Annotated in this window: 23 protein-coding genes; 13 read left to right on the top strand and 10 right to left on the bottom strand. The window is 63.8% G+C overall.

What is annotated here, in order from left to right; genetic code table 11:
- Positions 1-44: 44 nt before the first annotated feature.
- Complete coding sequence (locus HJO_RS17240; RefSeq protein ID WP_241764785.1) at positions 45-1,577, bottom strand: S10 family peptidase; 1,533 nt, start codon at positions 1,575-1,577, stop codon at positions 45-47.
- A 275-nt stretch (positions 1,578-1,852) separates the two neighbouring features.
- On the opposite strand from HJO_RS17240, the gene HJO_RS17245 reads away from it, so the two are divergent.
- The 3 genes from HJO_RS17245 to HJO_RS17255 all read left to right on the top strand — a co-directional run bounded on the left by HJO_RS17245 (position 1,853) and on the right by HJO_RS17255 (position 5,883).
- Entirely contained in the window at positions 1,853-3,148 is a 1,296-nt protein-coding gene (locus tag HJO_RS17245; RefSeq protein ID WP_035619532.1) for a NupC/NupG family nucleoside CNT transporter, read from the top strand.
- 76 nt (positions 3,149-3,224) lie between these two features.
- Positions 3,225-5,255: a TonB-dependent receptor gene (locus HJO_RS17250; RefSeq protein WP_035619534.1), complete on the top strand. Its 2,031-nt coding sequence runs from the start codon at positions 3,225-3,227 to the stop codon at positions 5,253-5,255.
- 10 nt (positions 5,256-5,265) lie between these two features.
- Positions 5,266-5,883, top strand: a complete 618-nt coding sequence (locus tag HJO_RS17255; RefSeq protein ID WP_035619538.1) for a glutathione S-transferase family protein — start codon at positions 5,266-5,268, stop codon at positions 5,881-5,883.
- On the opposite strand, the gene HJO_RS17260 is transcribed toward HJO_RS17255, so the two are convergent.
- From HJO_RS17260 to HJO_RS17270, 3 genes are read right to left on the bottom strand one after another with little or no spacing between them, the layout of a single operon-like run.
- Positions 5,880-6,884 (bottom strand): MsnO8 family LLM class oxidoreductase, encoded by a 1,005-nt coding sequence (locus HJO_RS17260; protein ID WP_035619540.1) that lies wholly within the window; start codon positions 6,882-6,884, stop codon positions 5,880-5,882. The genes HJO_RS17255 and HJO_RS17260 overlap by 4 nt on opposite strands.
- Before the next feature lie 15 nt (positions 6,885-6,899).
- Positions 6,900-7,688 (bottom strand): SDR family NAD(P)-dependent oxidoreductase, encoded by a 789-nt coding sequence (locus tag HJO_RS17265; RefSeq protein ID WP_035619543.1) that lies wholly within the window; start codon positions 7,686-7,688, stop codon positions 6,900-6,902.
- Positions 7,685-8,113: a PaaI family thioesterase gene (locus HJO_RS17270; protein ID WP_035619545.1), complete on the bottom strand. Its 429-nt coding sequence runs from the start codon at positions 8,111-8,113 to the stop codon at positions 7,685-7,687. Before HJO_RS17270 ends, HJO_RS17265 begins: the two co-directional genes overlap by 4 nt.
- A gap of 108 nt (positions 8,114-8,221) precedes the next feature.
- On the opposite strand from HJO_RS17270, the gene HJO_RS17275 reads away from it, so the two are divergent.
- The 3 genes from HJO_RS17275 to HJO_RS17285 are packed head-to-tail and all read left to right on the top strand — an operon-like array spanning position 8,222 to position 10,875.
- On the top strand, positions 8,222-9,382 hold the full coding sequence (locus HJO_RS17275) for an acyl-CoA dehydrogenase family protein (RefSeq protein ID WP_035619547.1): 1,161 nt from the start codon (positions 8,222-8,224) through the stop codon (positions 9,380-9,382).
- A complete protein-coding gene (locus tag HJO_RS17280) occupies positions 9,383-10,618 on the top strand; it encodes a serine hydrolase domain-containing protein (RefSeq protein ID WP_035619550.1) in 1,236 nt (411 codons plus the stop codon).
- Positions 10,615-10,875: a DUF3253 domain-containing protein gene (locus HJO_RS17285; RefSeq protein WP_035619553.1), complete on the top strand. Its 261-nt coding sequence runs from the start codon at positions 10,615-10,617 to the stop codon at positions 10,873-10,875. Before HJO_RS17280 ends, HJO_RS17285 begins: the two co-directional genes overlap by 4 nt.
- Here the strand turns inward: HJO_RS17285 and HJO_RS17290 are convergent.
- From HJO_RS17290 to HJO_RS17300, 3 genes are all read right to left on the bottom strand, one after another.
- Entirely contained in the window at positions 10,866-11,384 is a 519-nt protein-coding gene (locus tag HJO_RS17290; protein WP_035619555.1) for a SixA phosphatase family protein, read from the bottom strand. The two genes, HJO_RS17285 and HJO_RS17290, sit on opposite strands and share 10 nt — an antisense overlap.
- Positions 11,381-11,869 (bottom strand): DUF3291 domain-containing protein, encoded by a 489-nt coding sequence (locus tag HJO_RS17295; RefSeq protein WP_035619557.1) that lies wholly within the window; start codon positions 11,867-11,869, stop codon positions 11,381-11,383. Before HJO_RS17295 ends, HJO_RS17290 begins: the two co-directional genes overlap by 4 nt.
- Before the next feature lie 98 nt (positions 11,870-11,967).
- Positions 11,968-12,768 carry an enoyl-CoA hydratase/isomerase gene (locus HJO_RS17300; RefSeq protein WP_035619560.1) on the bottom strand — a complete coding sequence of 267 codons (801 nt, stop codon included), beginning with the start codon at positions 12,766-12,768 and terminating at the stop codon, positions 11,968-11,970.
- 152 nt (positions 12,769-12,920) lie between these two features.
- Between HJO_RS17300 and HJO_RS17305 the strand changes: the two genes are divergently transcribed.
- Positions 12,921-14,357, top strand: a complete 1,437-nt coding sequence (locus tag HJO_RS17305) for a coniferyl aldehyde dehydrogenase (RefSeq protein WP_035619602.1) — start codon at positions 12,921-12,923, stop codon at positions 14,355-14,357.
- A gap of 73 nt (positions 14,358-14,430) precedes the next feature.
- Positions 14,431-15,531 carry a sensor histidine kinase gene (locus HJO_RS17310; RefSeq protein WP_035619564.1) on the top strand — a complete coding sequence of 367 codons (1,101 nt, stop codon included), beginning with the start codon at positions 14,431-14,433 and terminating at the stop codon, positions 15,529-15,531.
- Positions 15,532-15,534: 3 nt separating this feature from the next.
- Here HJO_RS17310 and HJO_RS17315 read toward each other — a convergent pair whose 3' ends face one another.
- The gene (locus HJO_RS17315; protein ID WP_035619567.1) at positions 15,535-17,112 is read right to left on the bottom strand and encodes a DEAD/DEAH box helicase; all 1,578 of its coding nucleotides are present in this window, start codon (positions 17,110-17,112) and stop codon (positions 15,535-15,537) included.
- Positions 17,113-17,402: 290 nt separating this feature from the next.
- Here HJO_RS17315 and HJO_RS18015 point away from each other — a divergent pair, with 290 nt between their 5' ends.
- Positions 17,403-18,854, top strand: coding sequence for an SUMF1/EgtB/PvdO family nonheme iron enzyme (locus tag HJO_RS18015; protein WP_051618758.1), 1,452 nt, complete (start codon positions 17,403-17,405; stop codon positions 18,852-18,854).
- Between the two features lie 76 nt (positions 18,855-18,930).
- Here the strand turns inward: HJO_RS18015 and HJO_RS17325 are convergent, their stop codons facing one another.
- Positions 18,931-19,527 carry a superoxide dismutase gene (locus HJO_RS17325; RefSeq protein ID WP_035619570.1) on the bottom strand — a complete coding sequence of 199 codons (597 nt, stop codon included), beginning with the start codon at positions 19,525-19,527 and terminating at the stop codon, positions 18,931-18,933.
- An 85-nt stretch (positions 19,528-19,612) separates the two neighbouring features.
- Here HJO_RS17325 and HJO_RS18020 point away from each other — a divergent pair, with 85 nt between their 5' ends.
- The gene (locus HJO_RS18020; protein ID WP_162173861.1) at positions 19,613-20,242 is read left to right on the top strand and encodes a squalene/phytoene synthase family protein; all 630 of its coding nucleotides are present in this window, start codon (positions 19,613-19,615) and stop codon (positions 20,240-20,242) included.
- 7 nt (positions 20,243-20,249) lie between these two features.
- Here the strand turns inward: HJO_RS18020 and trmFO are convergent, their stop codons facing one another.
- Positions 20,250-21,656, bottom strand: coding sequence for a methylenetetrahydrofolate--tRNA-(uracil(54)-C(5))-methyltransferase (FADH(2)-oxidizing) TrmFO (gene trmFO, locus HJO_RS17335; RefSeq protein ID WP_035619573.1), 1,407 nt, complete (start codon positions 21,654-21,656; stop codon positions 20,250-20,252).
- Between the two features lie 95 nt (positions 21,657-21,751).
- Between trmFO and HJO_RS17340 the strand changes: the two genes are divergently transcribed.
- Genes HJO_RS17340 through HJO_RS17350 form a run of 3 tightly spaced genes read left to right on the top strand, consistent with a single transcriptional unit; the run spans position 21,752 to position 24,554 of the window.
- On the top strand, positions 21,752-22,573 hold the full coding sequence (locus HJO_RS17340) for a hypothetical protein (protein ID WP_156945856.1): 822 nt from the start codon (positions 21,752-21,754) through the stop codon (positions 22,571-22,573).
- Positions 22,574-22,615: 42 nt separating this feature from the next.
- Positions 22,616-23,599 carry a hypothetical protein gene (locus HJO_RS17345; protein WP_156945859.1) on the top strand — a complete coding sequence of 328 codons (984 nt, stop codon included), beginning with the start codon at positions 22,616-22,618 and terminating at the stop codon, positions 23,597-23,599.
- A gap of 16 nt (positions 23,600-23,615) precedes the next feature.
- Entirely contained in the window at positions 23,616-24,554 is a 939-nt protein-coding gene (locus tag HJO_RS17350) for a hypothetical protein (protein ID WP_035619582.1), read from the top strand.
- Positions 24,555-24,596: the final 42 nt, after the last annotated feature.

The raw sequence follows: 24,596 nt of genomic DNA on the forward strand, positions 1-24,596 counted from the left end.
TGTCCCCGGGCAACGGTGCCGGGGGACACTTATGCCGGCGCGATCTAGTCGAGCCGTGCGTCTGCGAGATTGCCAGCATAGAAGGCCCGCACGTCGGCCACCAGCGTCTTCAGGGCATCCTCGTTCAGGTACATCATGTGGCCGGCCTGGTAATAGGTCATGGCCACCCGGTCCTGCGGGATGCCATAGCGAGCGAACGTGATCTCCGCGTCGAAGAAGGGGCAGATCATGTCGAAATACCCGCTCGCGACCATCACTTTCAGCGCCGTGTTGTGACGCATTGCCGTGGTCAGCTGGCGACCGGCATTCACATAATGCGGTTCCCAGTACTCGCCCTCGGGCACGTCACGGAAATTCCACTGCTCCCCGGCATCCGCGCTGGACACCATGTAGGGCCGGTCCATCGCAACGCCGAGATCTGACGCCAGGTACTGGTTCAGCAGGGCCGAATAGGCCGAGCTGATGGCGTAGCTGGCGACATCGTCCTCGGGGGTTTCGGCGGCATCATCGGCTTCGTCACCCAGGTAGCGGCCATCCAGCCGCCCCAGTGCCACGCCCTTGTCGCGCAGCAATTCCTTCTGGAACCGGGGCATCAGGATACGCAGGTTCGAGGTTTCGATATAGGCCGGGTCCAGCCCGGTGAAGTGGGCCAGGCGATCGCGGATATGGATGCGTTCCTGCGGGCTCAGCCGGTCGCCCTTCATCAGCGCGGGGCCGTATTCGTCCCGGGCGAAGGCGCGCGCCTCGGCCAGGAAAGCCGCCTGCGACACGCCCTGGCCGGCCTTGCCGTGATACTGCGCGGCCGCCGCCATGCTGGGCAGGTAGGTGATGTAGGAATACATGTTGTCGTGGACCGAGGTGGAGCCCTCATAGTCCAGCGCCTGCGAGATCAGCACGATGCCGTTGAGGGCGATATCGACATCGCCGGTGGTCAACGTGTTGGCGAGATAGGCCGCCCGTGTCGTGCCGAAGCTTTCCCCGATCAGGTATTTCGGTGCGTTCCAGCGCTTGTGCTGCGTGATCCATATCCGGATAAATTCGGCAATCGAGCTGCTGTCGCCCTTTTCGTTCCAGTAGTCCTTGTTCTCGCCCTTGCCGATGGCGCGGCTGTAGCCGGTACCCACGGGGTCGATGAAGACAAGGTCGGTGACGTCCAGGATGGACAGGGGATTGTCGACCAGTGTGTAGGGCGCGGCGCCATCATCACTGTCGGCGTTGCTCGCCACCTGCACGCGCTTCGGGCCGAGCAGGCCCATGTGAAGCCAGATCGACGCCGAACCGGGCCCGCCATTGAACACGAAAGTCACCGGGCGCGCGCTGTCGGCAGAGTCGCGAATGTAGGAGGTGGTGAACAGGCTCGCGGCCGGTTCGCCCTCTTCATTCCGGATCTGCGTCTCGCCCGCCTCGACCTTGTAGGTGACCTTCGTATTGCCGAACGTGCCGGAATGCTTGCTCTCGAACATCACGGGATCGGGAATCGGCCTGGCCTCTTCCGTCTTGGCTGTGTCGGGTGTTTCCGGGTCTGCGAAGGCTGGTGCGGCCACAGCCATCACCAGCGCCATGAACAAAGCGCGCATCTTCATTTCTCCGTGTGGGCGCCCTGGATTCGGCGGGGCACGCTGACCACGGGGAAACCAAGCGATTGATTATAAAGGCAAAAACTAGCGGCGATCCCCGTCCGCGTCAAACGGTCAGCGAAGGTGGCGAAGGTGCGCCACCCCCGGCGCCCGATTCCACGCCTGCGGTCGTGGCAATACGGCCCGGAACGCATGCCTCGGCAACTGTCTGCTTTCCATTCGGGTCTGTCACGGCTAAGTCATAATGCTCTGGAATCGGGCTTGGGAGCGTGTGGATGCTGGCAGGGTATGAATGGGGCTGGGACAATGCCCGGGCACTTGTCGGGATCGCCATGATCTATGGCGTTTGCTGGCTGCTCTCGGAAAAACGCGGCCTGTTCCCCTGGCGGATCATCATCGGCGCAACCGTGATGCAGTTTGTCTTCGCGCTGCTGCTGTTCGGGGTGCCTGTTGTCCGCGGCGTTCTCTTCCACGCCAATGACGTGGTCGACGGCCTGCAGGCCGCGACCCGCGCGGGCACCGGTTTCGTGTTCGGGTATGTCGGCGACAACACGGCCGGCGCCGAACTGATGGATGGCACGCCGCCGCCGCTGTTCTTCTTCCAGATCCTGCCTATCGTCATTGTGGTTGCGGCCCTGTCGGCGATCCTCTGGCACTGGCGTATCCTGCGCTGGGTGACCAATGGCTTTGCCTATATCTTCCAGCGCACGATGGGGCTGGGCGGGGCGACCTCGCTGGCCGTGTCGGCCAACGTGTTCATGGGCATGACCGAGGCGCCGGTGCTGATCCGGCCCTACATCAAGGGCATGACGCGCTCGGAACTGCTGATCATGATGACGGCGGGTTTCGCGACGATCGCGGGCTCGGTGCTTGTCGTCTACGGCTCGTTCCTTGAGGGCAAGATGGCGAACCCGCTGGCCCAGCTGCTGACCGCCTCGATCATGGCCGCGCCGGCGGCGGTCGCCGTGGCGCTGACCATGATTCCGGAGACGACCGAGGGCACCGAACGGATGCAGGAGCCGGACTTCAACTACGCCTCGACGATGGATGCCTTCTCGACCGGCGCCACGGATGGCCTCAAGATCGTACTGAACATCGCGACCATGCTGATTGCCGCGCTGGCACTGCTCTGGCTGGTCAATGCCGGGCTTGGCGTCTTTCCGGACGTGTTCGGCGCGCCCCTCTCGATCGAACGGGTCCTCGGCTGGATATTCGCACCGCTGATGTACATGATCGGCGTGCCGATGGGCGAAGCGGCACAATCGGGCTCCCTGATGGGCGTGAAGACGGTGCTGACCGAATTCGTCGCCTTCCTGCAGCTCGCCGAAGTTCCGGCCGACGGCATGGACCCGCGCACGCGGATCATCACGGCGCATGCGATCTGCGGCTTTGCGAATTTCGGCTCGATGGGCATCCTGATCGGCGGCCTGTCGATCATCGAACCGGAACGCCGCGACGACTTCCTGTCGCTGGCCTGGCGCACCTTGCTGGCGGGCACGCTGGCGACCTGCCTGTCGGGCGCGGTCGTGGGCGCATTGCCATACCAGTTGTTCGCGGGTGCGGCGGGCTGACCTGACGCTTGGAGAGGGCTCGTCAAGTGGCGGTCTTCACCGTAGGACTGGGGCCAGCCTAGCCGAAGGAGGCTCCATGCTTCACCGTCTGATCGCGACGTCTGCCAGCCTTGCAGTGTTGGCCGCGTGCCTTGCCGGGCAGGCGAGCGGGCAGGAAGATGCGTCGCGGGCGCTCGAACCCGTCACAGTCTTCGGCGACCGCACGCCGGACCAGCCGGGCTCCAACGCTGTCGCGGACGCTGCGACGATCGCCGACACGCTGGCCGACCACCCCGCCGAAATCCTCAATACGCTGCCGGGTGTGAACGTGCAGATGAATTCCGGGCAGGAACACCTGATCGCCATTCGCTCGCCGGTTCTGACCGGCGGGGCCGGGCAGGGCAGTTTCCTGATCCTCGAGAATGGCGTGCCGACGCGCTCGCCCGCCTTCGGCAACGTCAACAGCCTGATGGAACCGCACCATGAAGTGGCGAGCGCCATCGAGGTGGTGCGCGGGCCGGGCAGCGCCAAGTATGGTTCGAATGCCGTTCATGGGCTTGTGAATGTCATTCTCGGTCAGCCGGGCGATGGCAGTTTCGCAAGCGCAAGCTATGGCACGCTTGGGCGCTATCGCACAGACATGGCGCTCGACGAGGGACGCCATGTGCGCCTCGGCCTCTCGCTGCAGCACGATAGCGGCTGGCGCGACAATACCGGCGTCGACCAGCAGAAACTGTCGGTCGTCGGGGCTTATGATCTCGCCGGATGGCGCGTCACGCCGTGGCTGTCCGCCTCGAACCTGAACCAGGAATCGGCTGGCTATGTCGGCGGCACGGACAGTTACAAGGACCGCGATCTCTCGAAAATGAACCCGAACCCTGAAGCCTATCGCGATGCCTGGTCGGCGCGCATCGGTGCGCGGGCAGAGCGGGCAATGGGGCCGGGCACGCTGGTGCTGACGCCTTATGCGCATTCGCAGGCGATGATCTTCTCGCAGCATTTCCTGCCGAATGGCGGCGTCGAGAAAAACGGCCACACGGGCGGCGGTCTGATGGCGCGTTACGGCTGGCAGGCGAGCGACGCGCTGGACCTGCGTCTCGGCGCTGACGTCGATGTCGCGAGCGGATACTTGCGTGAAATCCAGCCGGATCCGTTCGGCTTCTTCCCCGGCGACACGCGTTTCCCGCAGGGCGTCCACTATGACTTCACGGTGGACACGACGATGCTGGCCCTGTGGGGCGAGGCGGAATGGGCGCTTGGCAACGATGTCAGCATTCTCGCCGGCCTGCGTGGCGAGACGCATGAATACGACTATGCCACCGATGCGCCGGTCGGCATCAATGGCCGTTTCAATGTGGCCGCCAACCGGACCGACGAATTCGATCTCCTGACGCCGAAGCTCGGCCTGATCTGGTCGCCGAGCGATATCAGCTATTACATCAACTATGCGCGGGGCGAACGCGCGCCGCAGGCGTCGGACCTCTACCGGCTGCAGAGCCTGCAGGTGGCGGGTGAGGTCAAGACCGAGGCGCTGGACAGTATCGAGATCGGCGTGCGCGGAAGTGCCGCAGACGGACGGCTCGTGTTCGACGTTGCTGCCTACTGGATGGACAAGGAGAACTTCTTCTTCCGTGACAGCGATGGCCTCAACGTGCCGGACGGTTCGACGCGCCACGTCGGTGTCGAAGCGACCGCCGCGTTCGGCATCACGGACACGCTGGTGCTGAACGGCAATGCCAGCTGGTCTGACCAGACCTACACGTTCGACCGCATCGTCGGGTCGGGCACAGAGACAATCCGCGACGGCAACGAGATCGACACGGCGCCGGAATGGCTGGCCAATGTCGCGCTCGACTGGCAGGCGACAGAGGCGCTCCGGCTGTCGCTTTCTGCCGAGCATGTCGGCGAATACTACATGGACCCGGCCAACACGGCGACCTATCCCGGCCACACGATCCTTGCGGCCCGCGGGGCGTACACGTTCGACGCAGGAACCGAAGTGTTCCTGATCGTGCGTAACCTGACGGATGAAGCCTATGCGGACCGCGCCGATCTCGCCTTCGGCAACGGACGGTATTTCCCCGGCGAGCCGCTGAACGCGACGCTGGGATTGAGAAAGACATTCTAGGAGAAAACCGATGAAACTGTACCAGAGCCCGATGGCGCCCAATCCAGACCGGGTCGTCTTTTTCCTGCGCGCGAAGGGCAAGCTTGATGCCGTCGAGATGGAGGAGGTCTCGATCATGAAGGGCGAGCACAAGCTGGACGCCTACCGCCAGCTCAGCCCCTATTCGCAGGTGCCCGTCCTGGTCCTGGACGATGGCACGGCGATCACCGAAAGCCGCGCGATCTGCACCTATCTCGAAGGCATTTTTCCGGAGCCGAACCTGATGGGCAGCGACCCGAAGGAAAAGGCCCTGATCGAAATGTGGGATCGCCGCATCGAGCTGATGTTCTTTATCCAGTTCGCCGGCTGGTTCCGCAATGCCCACCCGGCAATGGCGCCGCTGGAAGTGCCGCAAAGCCCCGAAGCCGCTGCCAAGTCCGAGAAGGCGGCGCGGTCCATGGCGAAAAGGCTCGATGCGCACCTTTCGACACATGAGTTCGTGGCCGCTGACCGGTTCTCGATTGCCGATATCACGCTCTATGTCGGTTGCGGATTTTGCCGCGTGATGAAGTGGGAACCGCAAAAGGAGCACGCGCACCTTGGCCGCTGGTACGATGCCATGACAGCGCGTGGCTTTGCGAAGGCCTAGAGCCTGGCCATTGCCCGCGCGATGAGTTCGTAGCTGCGTATGCGGGCGTCCAGCGATTCCGTGATGGTGAGCAGGAAGACCTCGTCGGCGGCCGCAGCCTGGGCGGTGCTGACCAGTTGCCCGGCCACCCTGTCAGCCTCGCCGACCATGCCGTGGGACGAGGCGGCGGTGATCGCCTCCGGCGAGGCGGTGGCGAGCTGTTCGGCTGCCGTGTCCATTCGCGGGAACGGCTCGAAGGCCCCGGCAGCCCGTGTGATGTTCCATGCGACGCTGGATCGGGACAGGCGATGCGCATCCGCCTCGGTATCGGCGGCAAGGCCGACAAGGCCGAGCGCGGCATGCGGAATCGCCGCGAAGATCGAAGGCTGGAAACTGGCACGGTAAGCCGCAATTGCCGCTGGCCCGCCGCCTGGCGCGAGGAAGTCTGCATAGGCGAGCTTCAGGCCCATCGCCCCGGCGAAGGCGGCGGATTCCGTGGACGATGACAACATCCAGACATCCGGCCTGTGGCCAAGCGGGCCGACACGGATGCCCCGCGCGCGGTGATCTGCCGGCAGCGGCACCTCGCCGGTGGCGTCCAGCATCCAGTCCATCAGCAGACGCAGCATGCCGGGAAAGCTGTCCGCGCCGGGCCCGAGCAGGGCGGCGGCGGTGCGCGGGTCCGACCCCGTGGCCCGGCCGAGCCCCAGTTCGATCCGCCCCGGCGTCAGGGCCGACAAGGCACAGAATTGCTCGGCCACTTTCAGCGGTGAATAGTTCGGCAGCATGACGCCGCCCGACCCGATCTTCAGGTGCTGCGTGCGCTGGGCGAGGGCTGCCATCAGCACTTCCGGCGCCGTTCCGGCAAAGCTCGCCGCATTATGGTGCTCCTGCACCCAGAAGGCCCTCCAGTCCGACCCGTCGAGCGCTTCTGCCAGTGCAACGGTCTGGGCGAAGGCATCCGCCGCGTCCCAGCCCTCGAAGAGGGGGGACGGGTCGAGCACGGAGAGGACGGGCTTCATGGGCGCAGTGCGGCGTCAGGCATTCTTGATGGACATGCCACCATCGACGGGGATGTGAACGCCATTGAGGAAGGACGCAGCCGGCAGGACCAGCGACAGCGTCATGTTGGCGACCTCTTCGGGGATGCCGTAACGGCGCAGCGGCACGCGGCGCTTGGCGTAGATTTCCTTGTGCTCGTCAGGAATGCCTGCGGTGATGCCGGTAATGATCGGGCCGGGGCAAATGCAATTGACCGTGATGCCTTCGCGGCCAAGGTCAACGGCCAGACCGCGCGTCAGGCCGATCACGCCATGCTTGGCGGCGACATAGGGGCTGTTGCCCGGCGTCGCGCCGAGACCTTCGGTCGAGGCGATGTTGACGATGCGTCCCCAGCCGTTCTTGCGCATGTAGGGCAGGGCGGCGCGGATGGCGCGCTGGTGGGACGTCAGCATGACATTGATGCTGGGATTCCAGCTGTCCTCGTAGCTCTCCTCGCCGACATCGCCGGCTTTGGCGAAACCGGCATTGTTCACGAGGATGTCGAGACCGCCGAAATGAGCGGCTGCATTGTCGATGACGCGCTTGATGGCGGCGGGATCGGACACATCCAGTTCCCAGCCTTTGACAGTGTCGAACCCTGCGGCCCTGATCTCGTCGACCACGATGTCGACATTGGCCTGGTTCAGGTCGGTGACGGCGACATTGGCGCCTTCGCGCGCGAACAGGTGCGCGGTGGCGCGGCCCATGCCGCTGGCGGCGCCGGTAATCAGCGCGGTCTTGCCTTTGATCGAGCGGGAAAGTTCCTGATAGGGGGGCTGGCTCATGTTTTCGGCTTTCTGAATTTGATCGTTCCGGAGAAGTTGAGGACGGGGCGCCCGTCAGCGGTGATGATGCCACGGACGAATGTGATCGAACGGCCCTGGCGCAGCACTTCACCGCGCGCCTCGATCAGTTCGCCTTCGATTGCGCCATCGAGGAATTCCGAATTGAAGGCGACCGTCACGCCATACACGCCTTCCATGCCCTGATGGGCGATGGCGAACAGGGAAAAGTCGGCGAAGGTCATCAGGCAGCCGCCATGCATGACCCCGCCCGCATTCATGTGCTTGCGCTCGGCACGGAACGCCGCCACGGGGCCTTTCTCGTCGGTGCGCAGGTAGAATGGCCCTGCCGCCTCGTACTCGAACGGCTCTTCCGGCCACGTCTTCCAGCCCTTGAATTCGCCCTCTGTGACCTCGGTCGCAATCATTTCCTGCTTGTTCCTCCGTTTTCGCCTTGATACCGCACGGTCACCCTTCGACAAGCATGCCGCAACGGCATATCATGAATCCGGACAAGAAATTACGGGAGCTTCCAGATGGCCTTCGACGCTGAGATCCGCGCCGCCCTGATCGAGCAGGTGCGCCGGTTCGTGACCGAAAAATGCGTGCCGATCGAGGCCCAGGTGGCCGACGATGACGCCGTTCCGCAGTCCGTCGTGGACGAGATGAAACAGCTCGGCCTGTTCGGCATTGCGGTGCCGGAAGAATATGGCGGCCTGGCCCTCGACATGGAAACCGAATGCCTGGTGGCGTTCGAACTCGGCCACACCTCGCCCGCCTTCCGGTCCGTCGCCGGCACCAATATCGGCATTGGCAGCCAGGCACTGGTCCTGTTCGGCACCGAGGAGCAGAAATCGAAATGGCTGCCAGGCATTGCCAGCGGCGACCTGATCGCGAGCTTTGCCCTGACCGAGCCCGAAGCGGGCTCCGACGCTGCCAGCCTGACAACCAAGGCGATCCGCGACGGCGACCATTACGTGTTGAACGGCACCAAGCGCTACATCACCAACGCCAACAAGGCGGACCTGTTCACGGTCATGGCGCGCACGGACCTGTCCAAGCCGGGCGCCAAGGGCGTGTCGGCTTTCGTGGTCGAGCGCAACACGCCCGGCGTGTCAGTCGGCCAGCCCGAGAAGAAGATGGGCCAGCAGGGCGCCCACATCTGCGACGTGATCTTCGAGAATGCGCGCGTGCCGGTGGCGAACCGGATCGCGGGCGAGGGTGAAGGCTTCAAGGTGGCGATGAGCGTGCTCGACAAGGGTCGCCTGCACATCTCCGCCGTGGCGACCGGTGTCTCCGAGCGCCTCATCAAGGAAATGGTCAACTACGCCCTGGAGCGGAAGCAGTTCGGCAAGCCGATCATGGACCACCAGCTGATCCAGGCCATGATTGCCGACAGCCAGGCTGAGACCTATGCGGCCCGCTGCATGATCCTCGACGCTGCGCGCCGGCGCGATGCGGGCGAGGATGTCACCATGCTCGCGTCATGCACGAAACTGTTCGCCACTGAGGCGTGCGGCCGCGTCGCGGATCGCGCGGTACAGGTATTCGGCGGGGCCGGCTATGTCACTGACTACGGCATCGAGCGCTTCTATCGCGATGTGCGCATCTTCCGCCTCTACGAAGGCACGAGCCAGATCCAGCAGATCATCATCGCCCGGGAACTCGCCCGGGCTGCCAAGGCAGGAAACCTGTAAATGTTCGAACACGACCCCACCGACCCGCACGAAGTCGGCCTCAACCCTGACCGGCTGGCCGCCATCCCCGCCTATTTCAAGACGAGCTATCTCGATACCGGCAAGCTGCCCTGCATGGCGACGCTGCTGTCGCGCGGCGGCGAGATTGCGCTGGAGGATTATTCCGGCACAACGCACCTCGGCAGCGGCGAGCCCATCGGGCCGCACACGATCTTCCGCATCTATTCGATGACCAAGCCGATCACATCGGTGGCGGCGATGATGATGTTCGAGGAAGGCAAGCTGCGTCTCGACCATGATGTCAGCCGCTACATTCCCGAATTCGCCGACGTCATGGTCTATGACAGCGGCGACAAGGACAATATCAAGACCCGCAAGCCCGACCGCCCCATGAAGGTGCTGGACCTGTTCACGCACACGTCCGGCATCACCTATGGCTTCATGATGCAGCATCCCGTGGATGCGATTTACCGCAAGGAGAAAATCGGCCGGCCGGACGAGACATTGCAGGCGATGTCGAAGCGCCTCGCGAAGCTGCCGCTGATTTGCTCGCCGGGCGCCGAATGGTGGTACGGCCATTCGATCGACGTGCTCGGCGCGATCGTCGAGATCGTATCCGGCATGGAACTCGATGAATTCTTCCGCCAGCGCATCACCGGCCCGCTCGGCATGCACGACACCGAGTTCTGGGTGCCGGAAGAGAAGATCGATCGCCTGATGGCCTGCTACCAGAAGGACGCCGAGACCGGCGAAACCACGCTGGCCGATGGCGCCGGCAAGGCATCCAAGCTCTACACGAAACGTCCCGCGCTGCTGAATGCCGGCGGCGGGCTCGTGTCCACGCTGCGCGACTATCATCGCTTCTGCCTGATGCTGCTGCGCGGCGGCACGCTGGATGGTGAACGCATCCTCAGCCCGAAAACGGTCGAGTACATGCGCCAGAACCACCTTCCCGGCGGCCAGACGATGCGTGACATGGGCAAGTCCACATTCACCGAGGTCATGGCTGACGGCGTCGGGTTCGGGCTTGGCGGGTCCGTCAATACCGACACGATTGCCATGCAGCAGCCCGGCAGCGAAGGCACGTTCAGCTGGGGCGGGCTGGCATCAACCTTCTTCTGGATCGATCCGGAAGAGGAACTGATCGGCATCCAGGCGACACAGCTGATGCCGTCATCGACCTATCCGATGCGTCCGCAGTTCCAGCAACTGGCCTATGCGGCGATCGACTGGTGAGCGAGCCCGGTCACAATGCGGTGCGCGAGGCGATCCTCGCGCTGACGGCTGAATGCGGTGTCGGCAAGACGATCAGCGCCGAACAGGCCGCGCGGGCCGTCAGCGAAGAGAACTTCCAGCGCGTGCTGAAGGATGTCCGCGCCGAAGCTGTCCGCCTCGCCAAGGCGGGCACGATCTCGATCTATCGCAAGGGCAAGCCGGTCGAGAACCTGGACACGTTCAAGGGCGTCTACAGGCTCGGCCTGCCTCAGGGCTGATAGGGCGCGCCATAGCGCAGCAGTTCGGTGTCGACCTCGCTGCCGCGAATGCGCAGGACATAGAGCCGGTCAAATTCTGCGGCCTCGTCGATCAGTGTTCCCGGAGCGCCGCCAAGTTCGGTCACGAGGTCGGGTGTCGTGTTCGAGTGCCCGACAACCAGCGTCGGGCCGGGCGTTGCCAGGAGCACGGTGGCGAACGCGGCAAGATCGCCTGGATCGTATGTTTCGATTTCAAGACCGGTCGCCGCGGCAATCGGGGCGGCGGTCTCGCGTGTGCGGGCAAGATCGGTCGAGTAGATATGCGACAGGCCTGCGTCATCCAGCTCATCGGCCAACTGCGCTGCCCGGGCATGACCACCCTCGGTCAGTGACGGGTTGTCACCTGCCTCCTTCTCGGCATGGCGCACGAGATAGATCACGTTTTCAGGGGCCGGCGCCACGGGCGTGCAGGCGCCCAGCACCAGGCAGGCCAGCACGAAGGCCGACAGCCAGCGGAGTGGTGCGCTCATGCCACGTTCGGACGAGCGAGCGGCTCGTCCAGCGAGAAGGCATAGGTGCTAGAGCCGAACCGGCGAAGGTGCATCAGCCTTTGCCAGCCGTCTTCCATCGTGAACCGCTCATGGCGGGGGGCCCACCACATCACGAATCCGGGGCCCTGGGTGCGGTCGAGCTGGTCCTGCAGCCGGCGCATGCCGGGCGCGTGGGTCTTGCCGGAATAGGTGAAAGTGCGCATGTCCTCGATCGATTTCCAGCCCGCCATCGTGCACACGTCCGGTGCAGCAAGTTCTACAGGATAGGGGAAGGCTTCGAACAGGTCACGCCATTTTCCGGTCGGTTCGCGCAGGCCGTGACGGTGCCAGTGAAGCCCGTCAAATGTGTCAGCGTCGCTGAATATGCGGGGCAGGATACCGAGGAAAACCCGAACGAATTCATTCTCAAATGTAAACGCGCCCAACGGGCGCGCACAATTGAAATGGACCAATCGGTATTCCATGAACCAGTCGCCCCCCAGCCTGAATCTGATGGGCGGACAGTGCCACGTATGGCTTACCCTATTCTTAATATTTCAAAGATCCTTCAATCTGTGCGTGATTATTTGCCTTTGAACTGGGCCTTCCGCTTTTCGAGGAATGCCTTCACGCCCTCGGCAAAGTCCGACGTACGGCCCGCCGTGCGCTGGGCAAGGCGTTCCGCCCGCAAGGCGCCCTTGAAGTCGCCGTCGCAGGCGTCCCAGACAAGCTTGCGTGTCAGTGCCAGCGCCCGTGTCGGCCCGGCGGCAAGCTGGGCTGCGAGCTGCAGGGCGGTGTCCATCAGGGCATCATCCTCGACGACGCGGTTCACCAGCCCCCAGGCCAATGCCTGTTCGGCATGGACCTTTTCGCCCAGCAGGGTCATTTCCATGGCCCGCGCGCGGCCGATTGTTCGTGCCAGCAGGTAGGTCGAGCCACCATCCGGCACCAGGCCGATGCGGCGGAAGGCCTGGAGGAAATAGCCGCTCTTGCCGCAGACCACGAGATCGCCCATCAGGCCGATCGCGCAGCCGATTCCGGCGGCCGGCCCGTTGACCGCGGTGATGACCGGATGAGGATGGTCCTGGATGGCCAGGATGAGGGGGTTGTAGTGGGTGTCCAGCGCGCGCCCGGCGTCCGGGCCGGATACAGGCAAGGTCGGCGCGGCGCCGCCGCCCGGGTTGGCACCGAGATTGGCGCCCGAGCAGAACCCGCGGCCCTTGCCGGTCAGGATCGTGCACCGGGCTTCGACGCTGGCCCGGTCGAAGGCGTGCAGCAGTTCCTGGGCCGTATCGACACCGCAGGCATTCATCGTGGCGGCGTCGTCGAAACTGATGATGGCTGTATCGCCGTTGAGTTCATAGGCAATCTTCTCGTAGGCCATCGTGTGCACTCCCTGACATGTGAGGCGCCAATCTAGTTGGATTGTCCCAGAAGTGAACGCCTCACGCAGCGGCAATTCAAACGCCTTTGTTAAACGGTGAACGCGCGCTACAATCATCACAACCAGAACAAGCACACCGGGAGAAAATGGAAATGGCCCTCGACAGCACAGCCGGCAGCGGCATGAGCACCATCCTCGACAGGCAAAAGGCCGCGCATCTGCGCGACGGCATTCCATCCGCCGCCCGGCGCATTGAATGGCTCGACAAGGCCATCGACCTCCTGGTCACCCACGGCGATGCGTTCAATGACGCGATGTGCGAGGACTTCGGCCACCGGTCGAAGGACCAGTCCGGGTTCACGGATATCGCCTCGTCGATCAGCGCGCTCAAGTTTGCCAAGAAGAACCTGCACAAATGGATGCGCCCGGAAAAGCGCAAGGTCGAGTTCCCGCTTGGCCTGCTCGGCTCGAAGGCGGAAATCCAGTACCAGCCGAAAGGCGTGATCGGCGTCATCAGCCCGTGGAATTTCCCTGTGAACCTGACCTTCACACCGCTGGCCGGTGTGCTGGCTGCCGGCAACCGGTGCATGATCAAGCCGTCCGAATTCACCGAAGCGACATCCGAACTGATGAAGTCCGTGATCGCACAATATTATGACGCCGACGAGATTGCCGTGATTACCGGCGGGCCGGATGTCGGTGCGGAATTCACCAAGCTGCCATTCGACCATATCCTGTTCACGGGTGCGACCTCGGTTGCGCGCCATGTGATGCGGGCTGCCGCTGACAATCTCGTTCCGCTGACGCTGGAACTGGGTGGCAAGAGCCCGGTCATCCTGGGCCGCTCGGCCGACATGCAGAAAGCGGCCAACCGCATCATGGCGGGCAAGACGCTGAACGCCGGGCAGATCTGCCTGGCGCCCGACTATGCATTCGTCCCACGCGAGAAGACGGCGGAATTCACGGCGGCGGCGACAAGCGCGGTGGAGAAAATGTTTCCGACGGGGCTGAAGGACAACCCGGACTACACGTCCATCGTGAACCAGCGCCACTATGACCGCATCATGGGCTATCTTGAAGACGCCCGTGAAAAGGGCGCCGAGGTGATCGAAATCAATCCGATGAGCGAGAATTTTTCGCAACAGCCGCATCACAAGATTGCGCCGCATATCATTGTCGACCCGACCGACGACATGCGCGTCATGCAGGACGAGATTTTCGGCCCCATCCTGCCGATCAAGTCGTATGGCGAGACGGCTGATGCGATCGGCTACATCAACGCCAATGCGCGCCCGCTCGGTCTCTATTATTTCGGCGAGGATTCCTCGGAACGCGATACGGTGTTGAACAACACGACCTCCGGCGGTGTCACCGTGAACGACGTCATATTCCACGTCGCGCAGGAAGACCTGCCATTCGGCGGTGTCGGGCCATCGGGCATGGGCAGCTATCATGGCCGCGACGGCTTCTACGAGTTCAGCCACAGGAAATCCGTCTACACACAGACCGGCAGCGAAATGCTTGCAATGATCCGGCCGCCCTATGGCGACACATATCGCAAGCAGGTCCAGTCCCGACTGAAGCGCTAGGCGATCATCCATCGCGAGCGGCGACAGGGTGCGTTCCCGGATAACCATTCGATTGACGAAGACAGGCGGGTAGATGCTGAGTTCAATTGAAGGGTTCAAGTCTGTCGTTCTCGACCAACTCGGCGAAGGCGTCATCGTGGCCGATGCGGACGGCCGCATTATCAGCGTCAATCGCGCTGCGGAGGAAATTCACGGCCGGGTGCGGCTTGATGTGCCGACCGTGGAATATACCCAGACCTATGAATTGCTGACGATGGACGACCTGCCATACCCGCCGGACGAACTGCCGCTCGCGCGGGCCGTGAATCGTGGCGAACTGGTTATTGAGGAACCCTGGAAGATCAAGCGGCCCGACGGGTCCGTGGTGATCGCTGTCGGTACGGCGCGGCCTGTCCTCAATGCCGAGGGAAAGCAGATCGGGTCCGTTCTCACGATGCGCGATGACACCAAGCGCGTTCAGGCGGAGCAGGCGCTGGTCAGCGCACTGGAGATGAAGGACATCCTGCTGTTCGAGGTCAATCACCGGGTCCGCAACAGCCTGCAGATCGTGTCCTCGATCATCTCGCTGCCGCTGCACCGGATCGAAGACGAGGTGGCGCGCGAAACGCTGGCCCTGACCCAGCAGCGCATCGAGGTGATTTCAGCCACGCACCGCAGCCTCTACGAACTGGGGCTGCACAATGAGGTCGATTGCGTCATCCTGCTGCAGGACCTGTGCGAGAATATCGTCGAGACCTATTCGCTGGACAGCGCCGTCAGACTCGAATGGGACCGGCGCGGATCCATCATCCTGCCTGTCAGCAAGGCGGTATCGGTTTGCCTGACAGTCACCGAACTGATCACCAATGCCTGCAAGTATGCTTTCAGGGGGCGAGATGCCGGCACGATCAGGGTGCTGCTCGACGGCGCCGACGAAAAGATCACGATCCGTGTCGAGGATGATGGCGTGGGGATGCCGGAACCGGAATCGGATCGGCGTTCGTCTCGCGGGATCGGCATGATCCTGGTTGAATCGCTGGCCAAATCCGTCGCCGCAGATGTCAGGATCGACTCCGGTGAATCAGGCACCCGTTTCACGATCACGTTCGATCGTCCGGAACCGGAATCCGATCTGTCCGAAGCCCTCGTGCTCAAGCGCCGGGCACGCCGGGGCGTCGACTCCCTGCCGGAATGATCGCTAGCGCTTCAGGAATGCCGGGACGTCGTCGCCGAACCCTTTGACGCGTTCCGGGGCCGGCGCCAGGATCGGGTCGTCATCCTTGCGCTTGTGGTCCCTGGCTGGCCGGTCTTCACGCCCTGCGCGCGGTGCACGGGCCGGTTTTTCAGCTCGCTCCGCACGCGGTGCACGCTCGCGCTTCGGTTTCTCGGCCGGGGCCGGCTTTTCGGCTGGCTCCGGCTTGGCAGATTCAGCTGCGACCTTTGCCTTCGGGGCTTCGACTTCGGCTTTTGGCGTTTCGGCTTTTGCTTTCGGGGCGTCGGCCTCGGCGGTGTTCCGCGAACGGCCTCGTGCGGGGCGTTCACCGCGTTCGCGGCTGCGGCTGCTGCTGGCCGTGCGGCCACCGCGGCCGCCGGAACGGCTGGACCGCTCTTCGGGCGGAAGCGTCTCGAGTTCTTCAAGCAGGCCGTCGGGCATGTAGTCCGCGACATCCTGCTGGATCATCTTGAGCACGAAGCCCCATGATTTCTCGTCCGCGGGAGAGACGATCGTGAAGCTCTCGCCGGTGCGTCCGGCCCGGCCAGTCCGGCCGATCCGGTGGACATAGTCTTCATCCTTGGGCGGCGGCGAATAGTTGAACACCTGGCCGACATCCGGGATGTCGAGCCCGCGCGCTGCCACGTCAGAGGCAACGAGCAGCTTCAGGTCGCCATCGCGGAAACGCTGCAGGACTTCGGTGCGGAACGCCTGCGGCAAGTCGCCATGGATGGCGGCTGCGTCGTGCCCGTGCTTTTGCAGGGATGCCGCGACAACATCGACTTCGACCTTGCGGTTGCAGAAGACAATGCCGTTCTTGACGTCACGGGATTCGATCACACGGCGCAGGGCCGTGCGTTTGGCCTTCGCATCATTGGTCGGGATGTGGACCACGTATTGCGTGATTGTCTGGGCCGCATCCGTCGGGCGGGCGACCTCGATCTTGACCGGGTCGATCTGGAAGCTCTTGGCAAGCCGCTGGATGTCGGTCGGGAAGGTCGCTGAGAACAGCAGCGTCTGGCGCTTGGCCGGCAGCTTGGAGACAATCTTCTCGATATCCGGAATGAAGCCCATGTCGAGCATGCGGTCGGCTTCATCAATGATCAGGTAGTCGACGCCCATGAGCAGCAGCTTGCCGCGCTCGAACTGGTCCATCAGGCGGCCCGGTGTCGCGATCAGCACGTCGACGCCGCGCTGCAGCAGGCCTTCCTGCTCCTTGAAGCTGACGCCGCCGATCAGCAGCGCCTTGGTGAGCTTCAGGTACTTGCCGTATTTCTCGAAGCTTTCCGATACCTGCGCCGCGAGTTCGCGTGTCGGGCAGAGGATCAGGCAGCGCGGCATGCGCGCCCGGGCCCGTCCGCGGGCCAGGCGAAAGATCATCGGCAGCACGAAGGCGGCCGTCTTGCCGGTGCCGGTCTGGGCGATGCCCGTGACGTCGCGGCCGGCGAGGACGAGGGGGATGGCTTCCAGCTGGATCGGGGTCGGGATTGTATAACCCGCCTCTTCCACAGCCTTCAGTACGTTCGGCCCGAGGCCGAGATCTGCAAATGTTACGTCGTTCAAAGTGTTTCCAGTCCAAGGATTGTTGATATTACCCGACGCTGCCCGAATGGCAGCCTTGCCGGGCGAATCCTGAGCCCGGAGCGTCTGTTGCGCTGCACATAGTGCAAAAATGCCGCCGCGTATAGAGACGCAGGTCAGGCACGCATCAGCCATATTTGGCCCTGCGCGCGTCTGATACAAGTCCTGCCGTGTTTCGGGTGCCCGGCGAAGGCCCTGGCTGGCGGTTCGCGTGCGTGTTGTGCGCCACCCAAGGTTCGCATACAGTCCACCGATATTCCGGGGGGCGTGGAATGTCGGACGTATTTGTATCCTACAATAGAGAAGACCTGCCGATTGCTCAGCGGATCGTGGATGGCCTTCTGCAGGAAGGGTTCGATGTCTGGATGGACATGAACCTGCAGGCTGGCGAGAATTATGACGAGATCACCGAAGAGCGCCTGCACAAGGCGCGCGCTGTGGTCGTGCTCTGGTCCAGCCGGTCGGTAAAGTCGCGCTGGGTGCGCGCCGAGGCGACCATCGGCGCCCGCAAGAACACGCTCGTGCCGCTGATGATCGAACCCTGCGATCGCCCGGTAATGTTCGAACTCATCCAGTCAACGGACCTGTCGGGCTGGACCGGTGACCGCACGGATCCCAGCTGGTTGGCCTGTGTCGAGGTCATCCGTCACCGGCTTGAAGTCGAGCCCGTCGAAGGCGGCGGCAGTTTCGCGCACAAGGGCAAGACCAAGGCTGTTGCGAAAGCGGCGGCCAGGGCGCGCAAGCATCGCGAGGCAAAGGGGCGTTCGGGCAAGGCCGTATTGGTCACGCACCTGATGGCCTTTTCATTCGGGCTGATGACGGCCGTCGGCGTCTATGTGCTGCGACCGGACCTTGTCCAGCCGCTGCTGGCGATGCTGCCGGCCTATCCGGGAGACCAGGTCGCCAGCGCCGCCGCGCCGGCCGACCCTGTTGCGGCGGAACTTGTCGTCGCTGCCGTCGTCGAACCGCCGCCACCGGTCATCGAGCCGGTGGTCGAAGCCCCGCCCGAGGCGGTCGCCAATCCAACCTTCCGCGAATGCGACATGTGCCCCGACATGGTGAACATTGCCGGCGGCACGTTCATGATGGGCGCGCCCGACGACGAGCTGGCCCGCAACGCCTGGGAAGGGCCGGTTCGCAAGGTTGCGATGGCACCGTTCGCGATTGGCGCAACCGAGGTGACGTTCGACCAGTGGGATGCCTGCGTCGCCGATGCCGGGTGTGCGGCCTATTCCCCGCCCGCCGGCCTGCTCGGTCGCGGATCGCAACCGGTGGCCAAGGTGTCCTGGAAGGATGCGCAGGGCTATGTGGCCTGGCTGTCGGCCAAAACCGGCCGCACCTATCGCCTGCCGAGCGAAGCCGAGTGGGAATACGCGGCGCGCGCCGGCACGGTGACGCCATTCTGGTGGGGGGCACTCTATGATGCCGGCAAGGCGGCGTCCGGTCCGGACCTGAAACCGGTGGGCGACCTGGAGGCCAACGCGTTCGGCCTGCGCGGCGTGTCGGGCAGCCTGCGCGAGTGGGTTCAGGATTGCTACGTCAACACGTTTGCGGATGCGCCGCTGGATGGCCGGGCCGTCGAAGGGGCGCCGTGCAAGCAGCATGTCGTGCGCGGTGGGTCGCACATATCCAGCCCGGCAGACCTGCGGATCGCTGCGCGCGGGCGGAACGATACCGCCTTTCGTGACGAATTGACGGGTTTCCGCGTCGCGGCAGCTCCCTGATACGTCAGCTTGATTTCAGGATGGGAGGGCGTGTCCCCCGGCCACGCAGGGCCGAGGGACAGACACCGGGTCAGGCCTAGCCAAGGTTCTTGTTGGCAAAGTCCCAGTTGATCAGGTTGTTGATGAACGCGTCCATATAGTTCGGACGGCTGTTCTGGTAGTCGAGATAATAGGCGTGCTCCCAGACATCCATGGTCAGGATCGGCGTTGCGGCCGGGTCTGTCAGGGGTGTTTCAGCGTTCGGGGTCTTGGTGATGGCAAGCTTGCCATCCTTCAGGACGAGCCAGGCCCAGCCGGATCCGAACTGGCCGCCGCCGGCTGCCTTGAAGTCCTTCACGAACTGGTCGTAGCCGCCGAGGTCGCTGTCGATCATGGCCGCCACCTTGCCGGTTGGCTTGCCGCCGCCGCCGGGCTTCATCGAGTGCCAGTAGAACGTGTGGTTCCAGACCTGGGCCGCGTTGTTGAACAGGCCGGCCTTGGCCTTGTCGCCAGCAGCTTTCTTGACGATCTCTTCAAGCGACGCGTTGGCAAGGTCAGTGCCTTCGATCAGGCCGTTCAGGTTGGTCACGTACGCCTGGTGGTGCTTGCCGTGGTGATAGTTCAGCGTCTCCTCGGAAATGTGCGGCGCGAGGGCTCCGCGTCCATAAGGAAGCTCGGGAAGGGAAAATGCCATGTCAGTGTCCTTTCTTGCATATGATTGACTGGTGTATCAGCGCGTCTTCCCACATATGGGTTCCATGTCCAATGAGACCAGCCCCTTGAGCAAAACACAGTGGAAGGCAATCGATGCCCGTGTAAAGCGCGTCGACGAGGATCGGTGGATCTCGAGCCGTTTTGCGCCCGAGCAATATCGCCACAGCCTGATCGCCCTCTATGCCCTGGCTTACGAGCTGGCGCGCGTCCGGCTTGCGGTCTCTGAAGACACGCTCGGCGCCATCCGCTTCCAGTGGTGGCGCGATGCCCTGCAGGAGATCGAGGCCGAACAGGCCCCCCGGGCCCATGATGTCTGCCTTGCCCTCTACGAGGAAGTGGCCTGCCAGCGGCTGAAGGTCGGCGCGCTATTGAAACTGGTCGACGGGTACGAAGCCGCCTTCCACGCCGAAGACCGTGCACGCGAGCCGGAAGCCTGGCTTGCCGCCGTGGCCGCCAGCGTCCTTGCCGGCACGCACGGTTGGGGAACCGAGATTCAGGACGTGGCCCCGGCCTATGCCGCCACCCGGCGCAGCGACACCAAGGCCTTCGGGCCGCATGTCGCCCCGGCACCGAAGCCCATTCGCCCGGCCATTGCGCATTTCCGCCTGCGCAAGTTCTATTGCGAGGGGCGCGACCCGAATCCGGTCACCAAGCGCCTCAGCATCATGAAGGCGATGAATACCGGGCAGGTCTGAAAAGCCTCTATTCCGCAGGCACCAGCGCGGCTTCGCCGGCCAGCCACGCATCAACATCTTCCAGCGCCCGTACGGCCTGCGCCCGCTTCTTGGCGCGGCCCTTGTCCTTGCCGCGCAGCCGTTTGCCGTCTTCGCCGACCTTGGGATAGTCGGCGATGTCCGGGAACAGGCCGAAATTCACGTTCATCGGCTGGAAGGTCTGTTTGCCCTGCAGGTGGCCGCCGGTGATGTGCAGCACCAGCGAACCGAGCGCCGTGGTCGGCGGCGGCGGGGCAAGACTGCGGCCGAGGCGTTCGGCAGCGGCAAAGCGCCCGGCCAGCAGGCCCATCGCGGCGCTCTCGACATAGCCTTCCACGCCGGTGACCTGACCGGCAAAGCGCAGGCGCGGCATGGATTTCATGCGCAGCTGCGCGTCCAGCAGTTTCGGCGAATTCAGGAACGTGTTGCGGTGAATGCCGCCCAGGCGCGCGAACTCGGCCTTTTCGAGGCCCGGGATCATCCGGAATATCTCGGTCTGCGCGCCATGTTTCAGCTTGGTCTGGAAGCCGACCATGTTCCACAGCGTACCGAGCGCATTGTCCTGGCGCAGTTGCACCACGGCGTGCGACTTGACGGTCGGGTCGTGCGGATTGGTCAGGCCAACCGGCTTCATCGGGCCAAACCGCAGCGTTTCGCGCCCGCGTTCGGCCATCACTTCGATCGGCAGGCAGCCTTCGAAATAGGGCGTGTCCTTTTCCCAGTCCTTGAACTCGGTCTTCGGCGCCGCGATCAGGGCATCGAGGAAGGCGTTGTACTGCGCTTCGGTCATGCCGCAATTGATGTAGGCGGCCGTGTCACCGCCGGGGCCCGGCTTGTCATAGCGGCTCTGTTTCCAGGCGACGTTCATGTCGATCGAGTCGAAATAGACGATTGGTGCAATCGCGTCGAAGAAGGCCAGGTCGCCTTCGCCGGTATGCGCGTGGATCGCTTCTGCCAGCGGCAGCGACGTCAGCGGGCCGGTCGCGATGATCACGCTGTCCCAGTCTTCAGGCGGAATTCCGGTGATTTCCTCGCGCACGATGGTGACCAGCGGGTGCGCTTCCAGCTTCGCGGTGACGGCTTGGGCAAAACCGTCCCGGTCGACCGCCAGCGCGCTGCCGGCCGGCACCTGGTGGTCGGCGGCGGTGGTGATGATCAGGCCGTTCGCCCGGCGCATTTCCTCGTGCAGAACGCCGACCGCGTTGGTCGTATGGTCGTCCGAGCGGAAGGAATTGGAGCAGACAAGCTCGGCCAGATGGTCGGTCTGGTGGGCTTCCGTGCCCTTCACGCCGCGCATTTCGTGCAGGATGACAGGCACGCCGGCGTTTGCCGCCTGCCAGGCTGCTTCCGACCCGGCCATGCCGCCGCCGATGATATGTATGGGTTTGATGCTCATGGAGGGGACATGCGCAGGCCGGTCCCGCGCGTCAAGATGGTGTTTGCGGCCCGCCAACTTGCGGGTTAGGTGTCTGGGCAGTGAGGAGCCGGACGATGGCGGACAGATTGCCGGTAACAGGATTGGTCGCCGAGGCCTGGCGGCTTGCGGCGCGGTCGTTCGTGCCGGGCCTGCGCTGGCTCGGCGCTCTCGTCCTCGCGTCCGGCCTTTACACGGTCGCGCTGGAGTCGGCATCCGGTGGCGGGTCTGTCCTCGCGCTGGCCTTGCTGGCGGCGGTCTTCTGCGCCGGCGTGGCCTGGTCGCTCAGCATCTATCGCACGATGCTGGGACAGCAGACGGGCAGCTTCCTCTCGCTCGCACACGCCAATATCTCGATCTATACCGCGTTCCTGTTCGTTAGCGTGTTCATCGTCTTCTTCCTGGGTATCCTTCCGGGCATCCTGCTCGAAGTCTCCGGCCGCACCGATCTCGGCGCGGAGACGGATCCGGCCATTGTGCAGGCCGCCATCCGCGACATGCTGCCAACGCCCTATGGCGCCGTGCTGCTGATTGCCTGCGCGCTGGGGCTGTGGGCGCTCTGTTTCTTCGCCATTCGCCTGCTGCTTGTCGGCGCTGCGACGGTCAGGTCCGGCGAAACGCTTGTCTTCCGGACATGGCCGTGGACGAAGGGCCATGCCCTGCGCCTTGGCCTCGCGGCGCTGGGCACCCATGTATTGCCGTTCGCCGTCGCCGTCGGCCTCAATGCCGCGCTGGCGGGTGTGCTCGGCGACGGATCCGTTGCCGGTTTCCTGCGCGGCAGCATCGGCGCGCTCCTGTTGGCGCCGTTCATTCTGGCGGGTCACGGGCTCGCAGTCAGTGCCCTGCCGCGCCTGGCGCCGGCGCCCGGTCCGACCGAAGAGATTGCGTCTGCCGCCTAAATCGCTCTAGTCTGCAGGGAATCGGAGTTGGGGGGCGGGACGATGCCAACGAGATTTTCCTTTGAAGGGGCGTTGGCGAACCCGTTTCGCGCTGCCTATGCGCAATCTTTTCCGTGGCTGTTCTCGGCCGCCTACGCCATCGTCTTCACACTGTTCTTCGGGGTGATGGTCCTCCTGACCCGGAATACGTTCGGCGATGTGATCGAGTCGATCGGGGCGCTGGACAGGTCCGGCATCGACCGGGACGCTCCGGGATCCATCACCGCGACATTGTCCGGCATCTTCAAGCCGCTCGTGCCGTTCCTGGTTCTCTCCATCGTCGGCAGCTGGGCGCTCTGGGCGATGTTCGAGGCCGCCTCGCAGCGCCGCTACATCCGCGATGAGGGGTTCACGCTGCGTTTCGGCGGCGACGAGCTGCGCATGATGGTCGTCGCCCTGCTCTGGAGCCTCATGTACCTGGTGTTCATCAGCCCGATATTGTTCGTCATGCTGGGCGGCATCGCATCACTGCTCAGCGCGTCTGTGTCCAACAGCCCGGAAGACGTGATTGCGCGGCAGGCCTTTTCCATGATCGGCAGCCTGTTCGGGCTGATGCTGCTGGTATTCCCGGTCTATGTCTTCTTCGCGACCCGGCTTGCGCCCTGTTTCGCCATGACGATCAAGGATCGCAGGATCGTCTTCTTCGATGCCTGGAACGTGTCGCGCGGCCGGTTCTGGCCCATTCTCGGAGCCTACCTGATCCTGGCCGTGAGCGGTGGCATCATCGTCAGCGTGATCGACCAGGTGCTTCAGATGGCCCTGATGACGACATCCATGCCGAGTCTGGAAACGGTCGAGTCGGCAGACGACCTGACCGCCGTGCTGACGTCGACGGCCTTTGTCATTCCTCTGTCAATCTACGCGCTGCTCCGGCTGTTCCTGTCTGGGCTGCTGCAGCATTTCACCGGCGGTCCGGCCGCCTTTGCAGCCCGGCACGATCCCCGCGGCGGCGTCGACGACGCCGCCCAGATGGCAGTTTTCGATTAGGCAAGAGGAGCCAAGGATGCCGAATCTCGAGTTCAATTTCGACAATGCGCTGTTCCATTTCCGGCGCACGGGCGGCCCGAAGGGGTTTCTGCTCAAATTCGGCGCCACCTATGCGGTCCTGTACCTGGTGATGTCGGCGGTGAATCTCTGGCTGCAGTGGCCGATGTTCGGGATGATGTTCAATCCGGACATGATGAACGACCCGGTTGCCATGGAAGCGGCCATGACGGGGCAGGTGGGCCGCATGCTTCTGGGCTACCTGCTGATGTTCCCGCTCGGCCTGGCCTTCTGGATGCTGTTCGAAGGTGCCAACCAGCGCCGGTACATGCGGGCGGAAGGTTTTCGCCTGCAGCTGGGCGGCGACGAGTGGCGCCTGCTGGTTGTCGGCCTGATCTGGTTTGGCCTGTTCATCGCGCTCTATCTGGGCATCTTCCTCGTGATGGCCCTGATTTTCGGCGTTGTGGCCGCGATAGGGTCGAGCGAAAGCGCCATTCTCGCCGGATTTCTGGTCTTCATCCTGTTGATCGCCTACATGGTTTTCGCACTCTGGGTGGCGGCGCGGTTCTCTCCGGCGGCGGCACTCACGGTTCGCGATCGAAGCATCCAGTTCGGGCAGGCCTGGCGCGTGACGAAGGGCAAGGCCTGGGCCATTGTCGGCAGCTGGATCGTGCTCATGCTGATCATGATGGTCGTATTCTTCGTGTTCTACCTGATCTTTGCCGTTGTCATGGTCGCATCGCTGATGCCGGTGATGAGCGGCATCGAGGATGATCCGACAGCCATCTTCTCGGCGATGGCGGCGCCCGGTATCATCATCCCCGGAGGCATCCTGATGGTGGGCTTCATTTTCCTTCAGGCCTGCTGGATGCACATTTTTTCGGGGCCTGCCGCACTGGCGGCGCGGGCCGATCCTCAATGGGCCAGCAATCCGGCAATCGACGAGACGTTCACCTAGACCGGAGGCTTGAGCGCCAGCCCCTGCGGAATGCGCAAGGGC

Origin of the sequence: Hyphomonas johnsonii MHS-2 (assembly GCF_000685275.1) — a bacterium.
Classification (GTDB): domain Bacteria; phylum Pseudomonadota; class Alphaproteobacteria; order Caulobacterales; family Hyphomonadaceae; genus Hyphomonas; species Hyphomonas johnsonii.

Excerpts from the sequence above, each read along its gene's own strand:
- HJO_RS17345 (WP_156945859.1), top strand. The coding sequence starts at position 22,616 with ATGCCAACGAGATTTTCCTTTGAAGGGGCGTTGGCGAACCCGTTTCGC.
- HJO_RS17280 (WP_035619550.1), top strand. The coding sequence starts at position 9,383 with ATGTTCGAACACGACCCCACCGACCCGCACGAAGTCGGCCTCAACCCT.
- HJO_RS17325 (WP_035619570.1), bottom strand. The coding sequence starts at position 19,527 with ATGGCATTTTCCCTTCCCGAGCTTCCTTATGGACGCGGAGCCCTCGCG.
- HJO_RS17275 (WP_035619547.1), top strand. The coding sequence starts at position 8,222 with ATGGCCTTCGACGCTGAGATCCGCGCCGCCCTGATCGAGCAGGTGCGC.
- HJO_RS17305 (WP_035619602.1), top strand. The coding sequence starts at position 12,921 with ATGGCCCTCGACAGCACAGCCGGCAGCGGCATGAGCACCATCCTCGAC.
- HJO_RS17265 (WP_035619543.1), bottom strand. The coding sequence starts at position 7,688 with ATGAGCCAGCCCCCCTATCAGGAACTTTCCCGCTCGATCAAAGGCAAG.
- HJO_RS17245 (WP_035619532.1), top strand. The coding sequence starts at position 1,853 with ATGCTGGCAGGGTATGAATGGGGCTGGGACAATGCCCGGGCACTTGTC.
- HJO_RS17300 (WP_035619560.1), bottom strand. The coding sequence starts at position 12,768 with ATGGCCTACGAGAAGATTGCCTATGAACTCAACGGCGATACAGCCATC.
- HJO_RS17250 (WP_035619534.1), top strand. The coding sequence starts at position 3,225 with ATGCTTCACCGTCTGATCGCGACGTCTGCCAGCCTTGCAGTGTTGGCC.
- HJO_RS17340 (WP_156945856.1), top strand. The coding sequence starts at position 21,752 with ATGGCGGACAGATTGCCGGTAACAGGATTGGTCGCCGAGGCCTGGCGG.
- HJO_RS17240 (WP_241764785.1), bottom strand. The coding sequence starts at position 1,577 with ATGCGCGCTTTGTTCATGGCGCTGGTGATGGCTGTGGCCGCACCAGCC.
- HJO_RS17270 (WP_035619545.1), bottom strand. The coding sequence starts at position 8,113 with ATGATTGCGACCGAGGTCACAGAGGGCGAATTCAAGGGCTGGAAGACG.
- HJO_RS17295 (WP_035619557.1), bottom strand. The coding sequence starts at position 11,869 with ATGGAATACCGATTGGTCCATTTCAATTGTGCGCGCCCGTTGGGCGCG.
- HJO_RS17350 (WP_035619582.1), top strand. The coding sequence starts at position 23,616 with ATGCCGAATCTCGAGTTCAATTTCGACAATGCGCTGTTCCATTTCCGG.
- trmFO (WP_035619573.1), bottom strand. The coding sequence starts at position 21,656 with ATGAGCATCAAACCCATACATATCATCGGCGGCGGCATGGCCGGGTCG.
- HJO_RS17255 (WP_035619538.1), top strand. The coding sequence starts at position 5,266 with ATGAAACTGTACCAGAGCCCGATGGCGCCCAATCCAGACCGGGTCGTC.
- HJO_RS17310 (WP_035619564.1), top strand. The coding sequence starts at position 14,431 with ATGCTGAGTTCAATTGAAGGGTTCAAGTCTGTCGTTCTCGACCAACTC.
- HJO_RS17290 (WP_035619555.1), bottom strand. The coding sequence starts at position 11,384 with ATGAGCGCACCACTCCGCTGGCTGTCGGCCTTCGTGCTGGCCTGCCTG.
- HJO_RS17260 (WP_035619540.1), bottom strand. The coding sequence starts at position 6,884 with ATGAAGCCCGTCCTCTCCGTGCTCGACCCGTCCCCCCTCTTCGAGGGC.
- HJO_RS18015 (WP_051618758.1), top strand. The coding sequence starts at position 17,403 with ATGTCGGACGTATTTGTATCCTACAATAGAGAAGACCTGCCGATTGCT.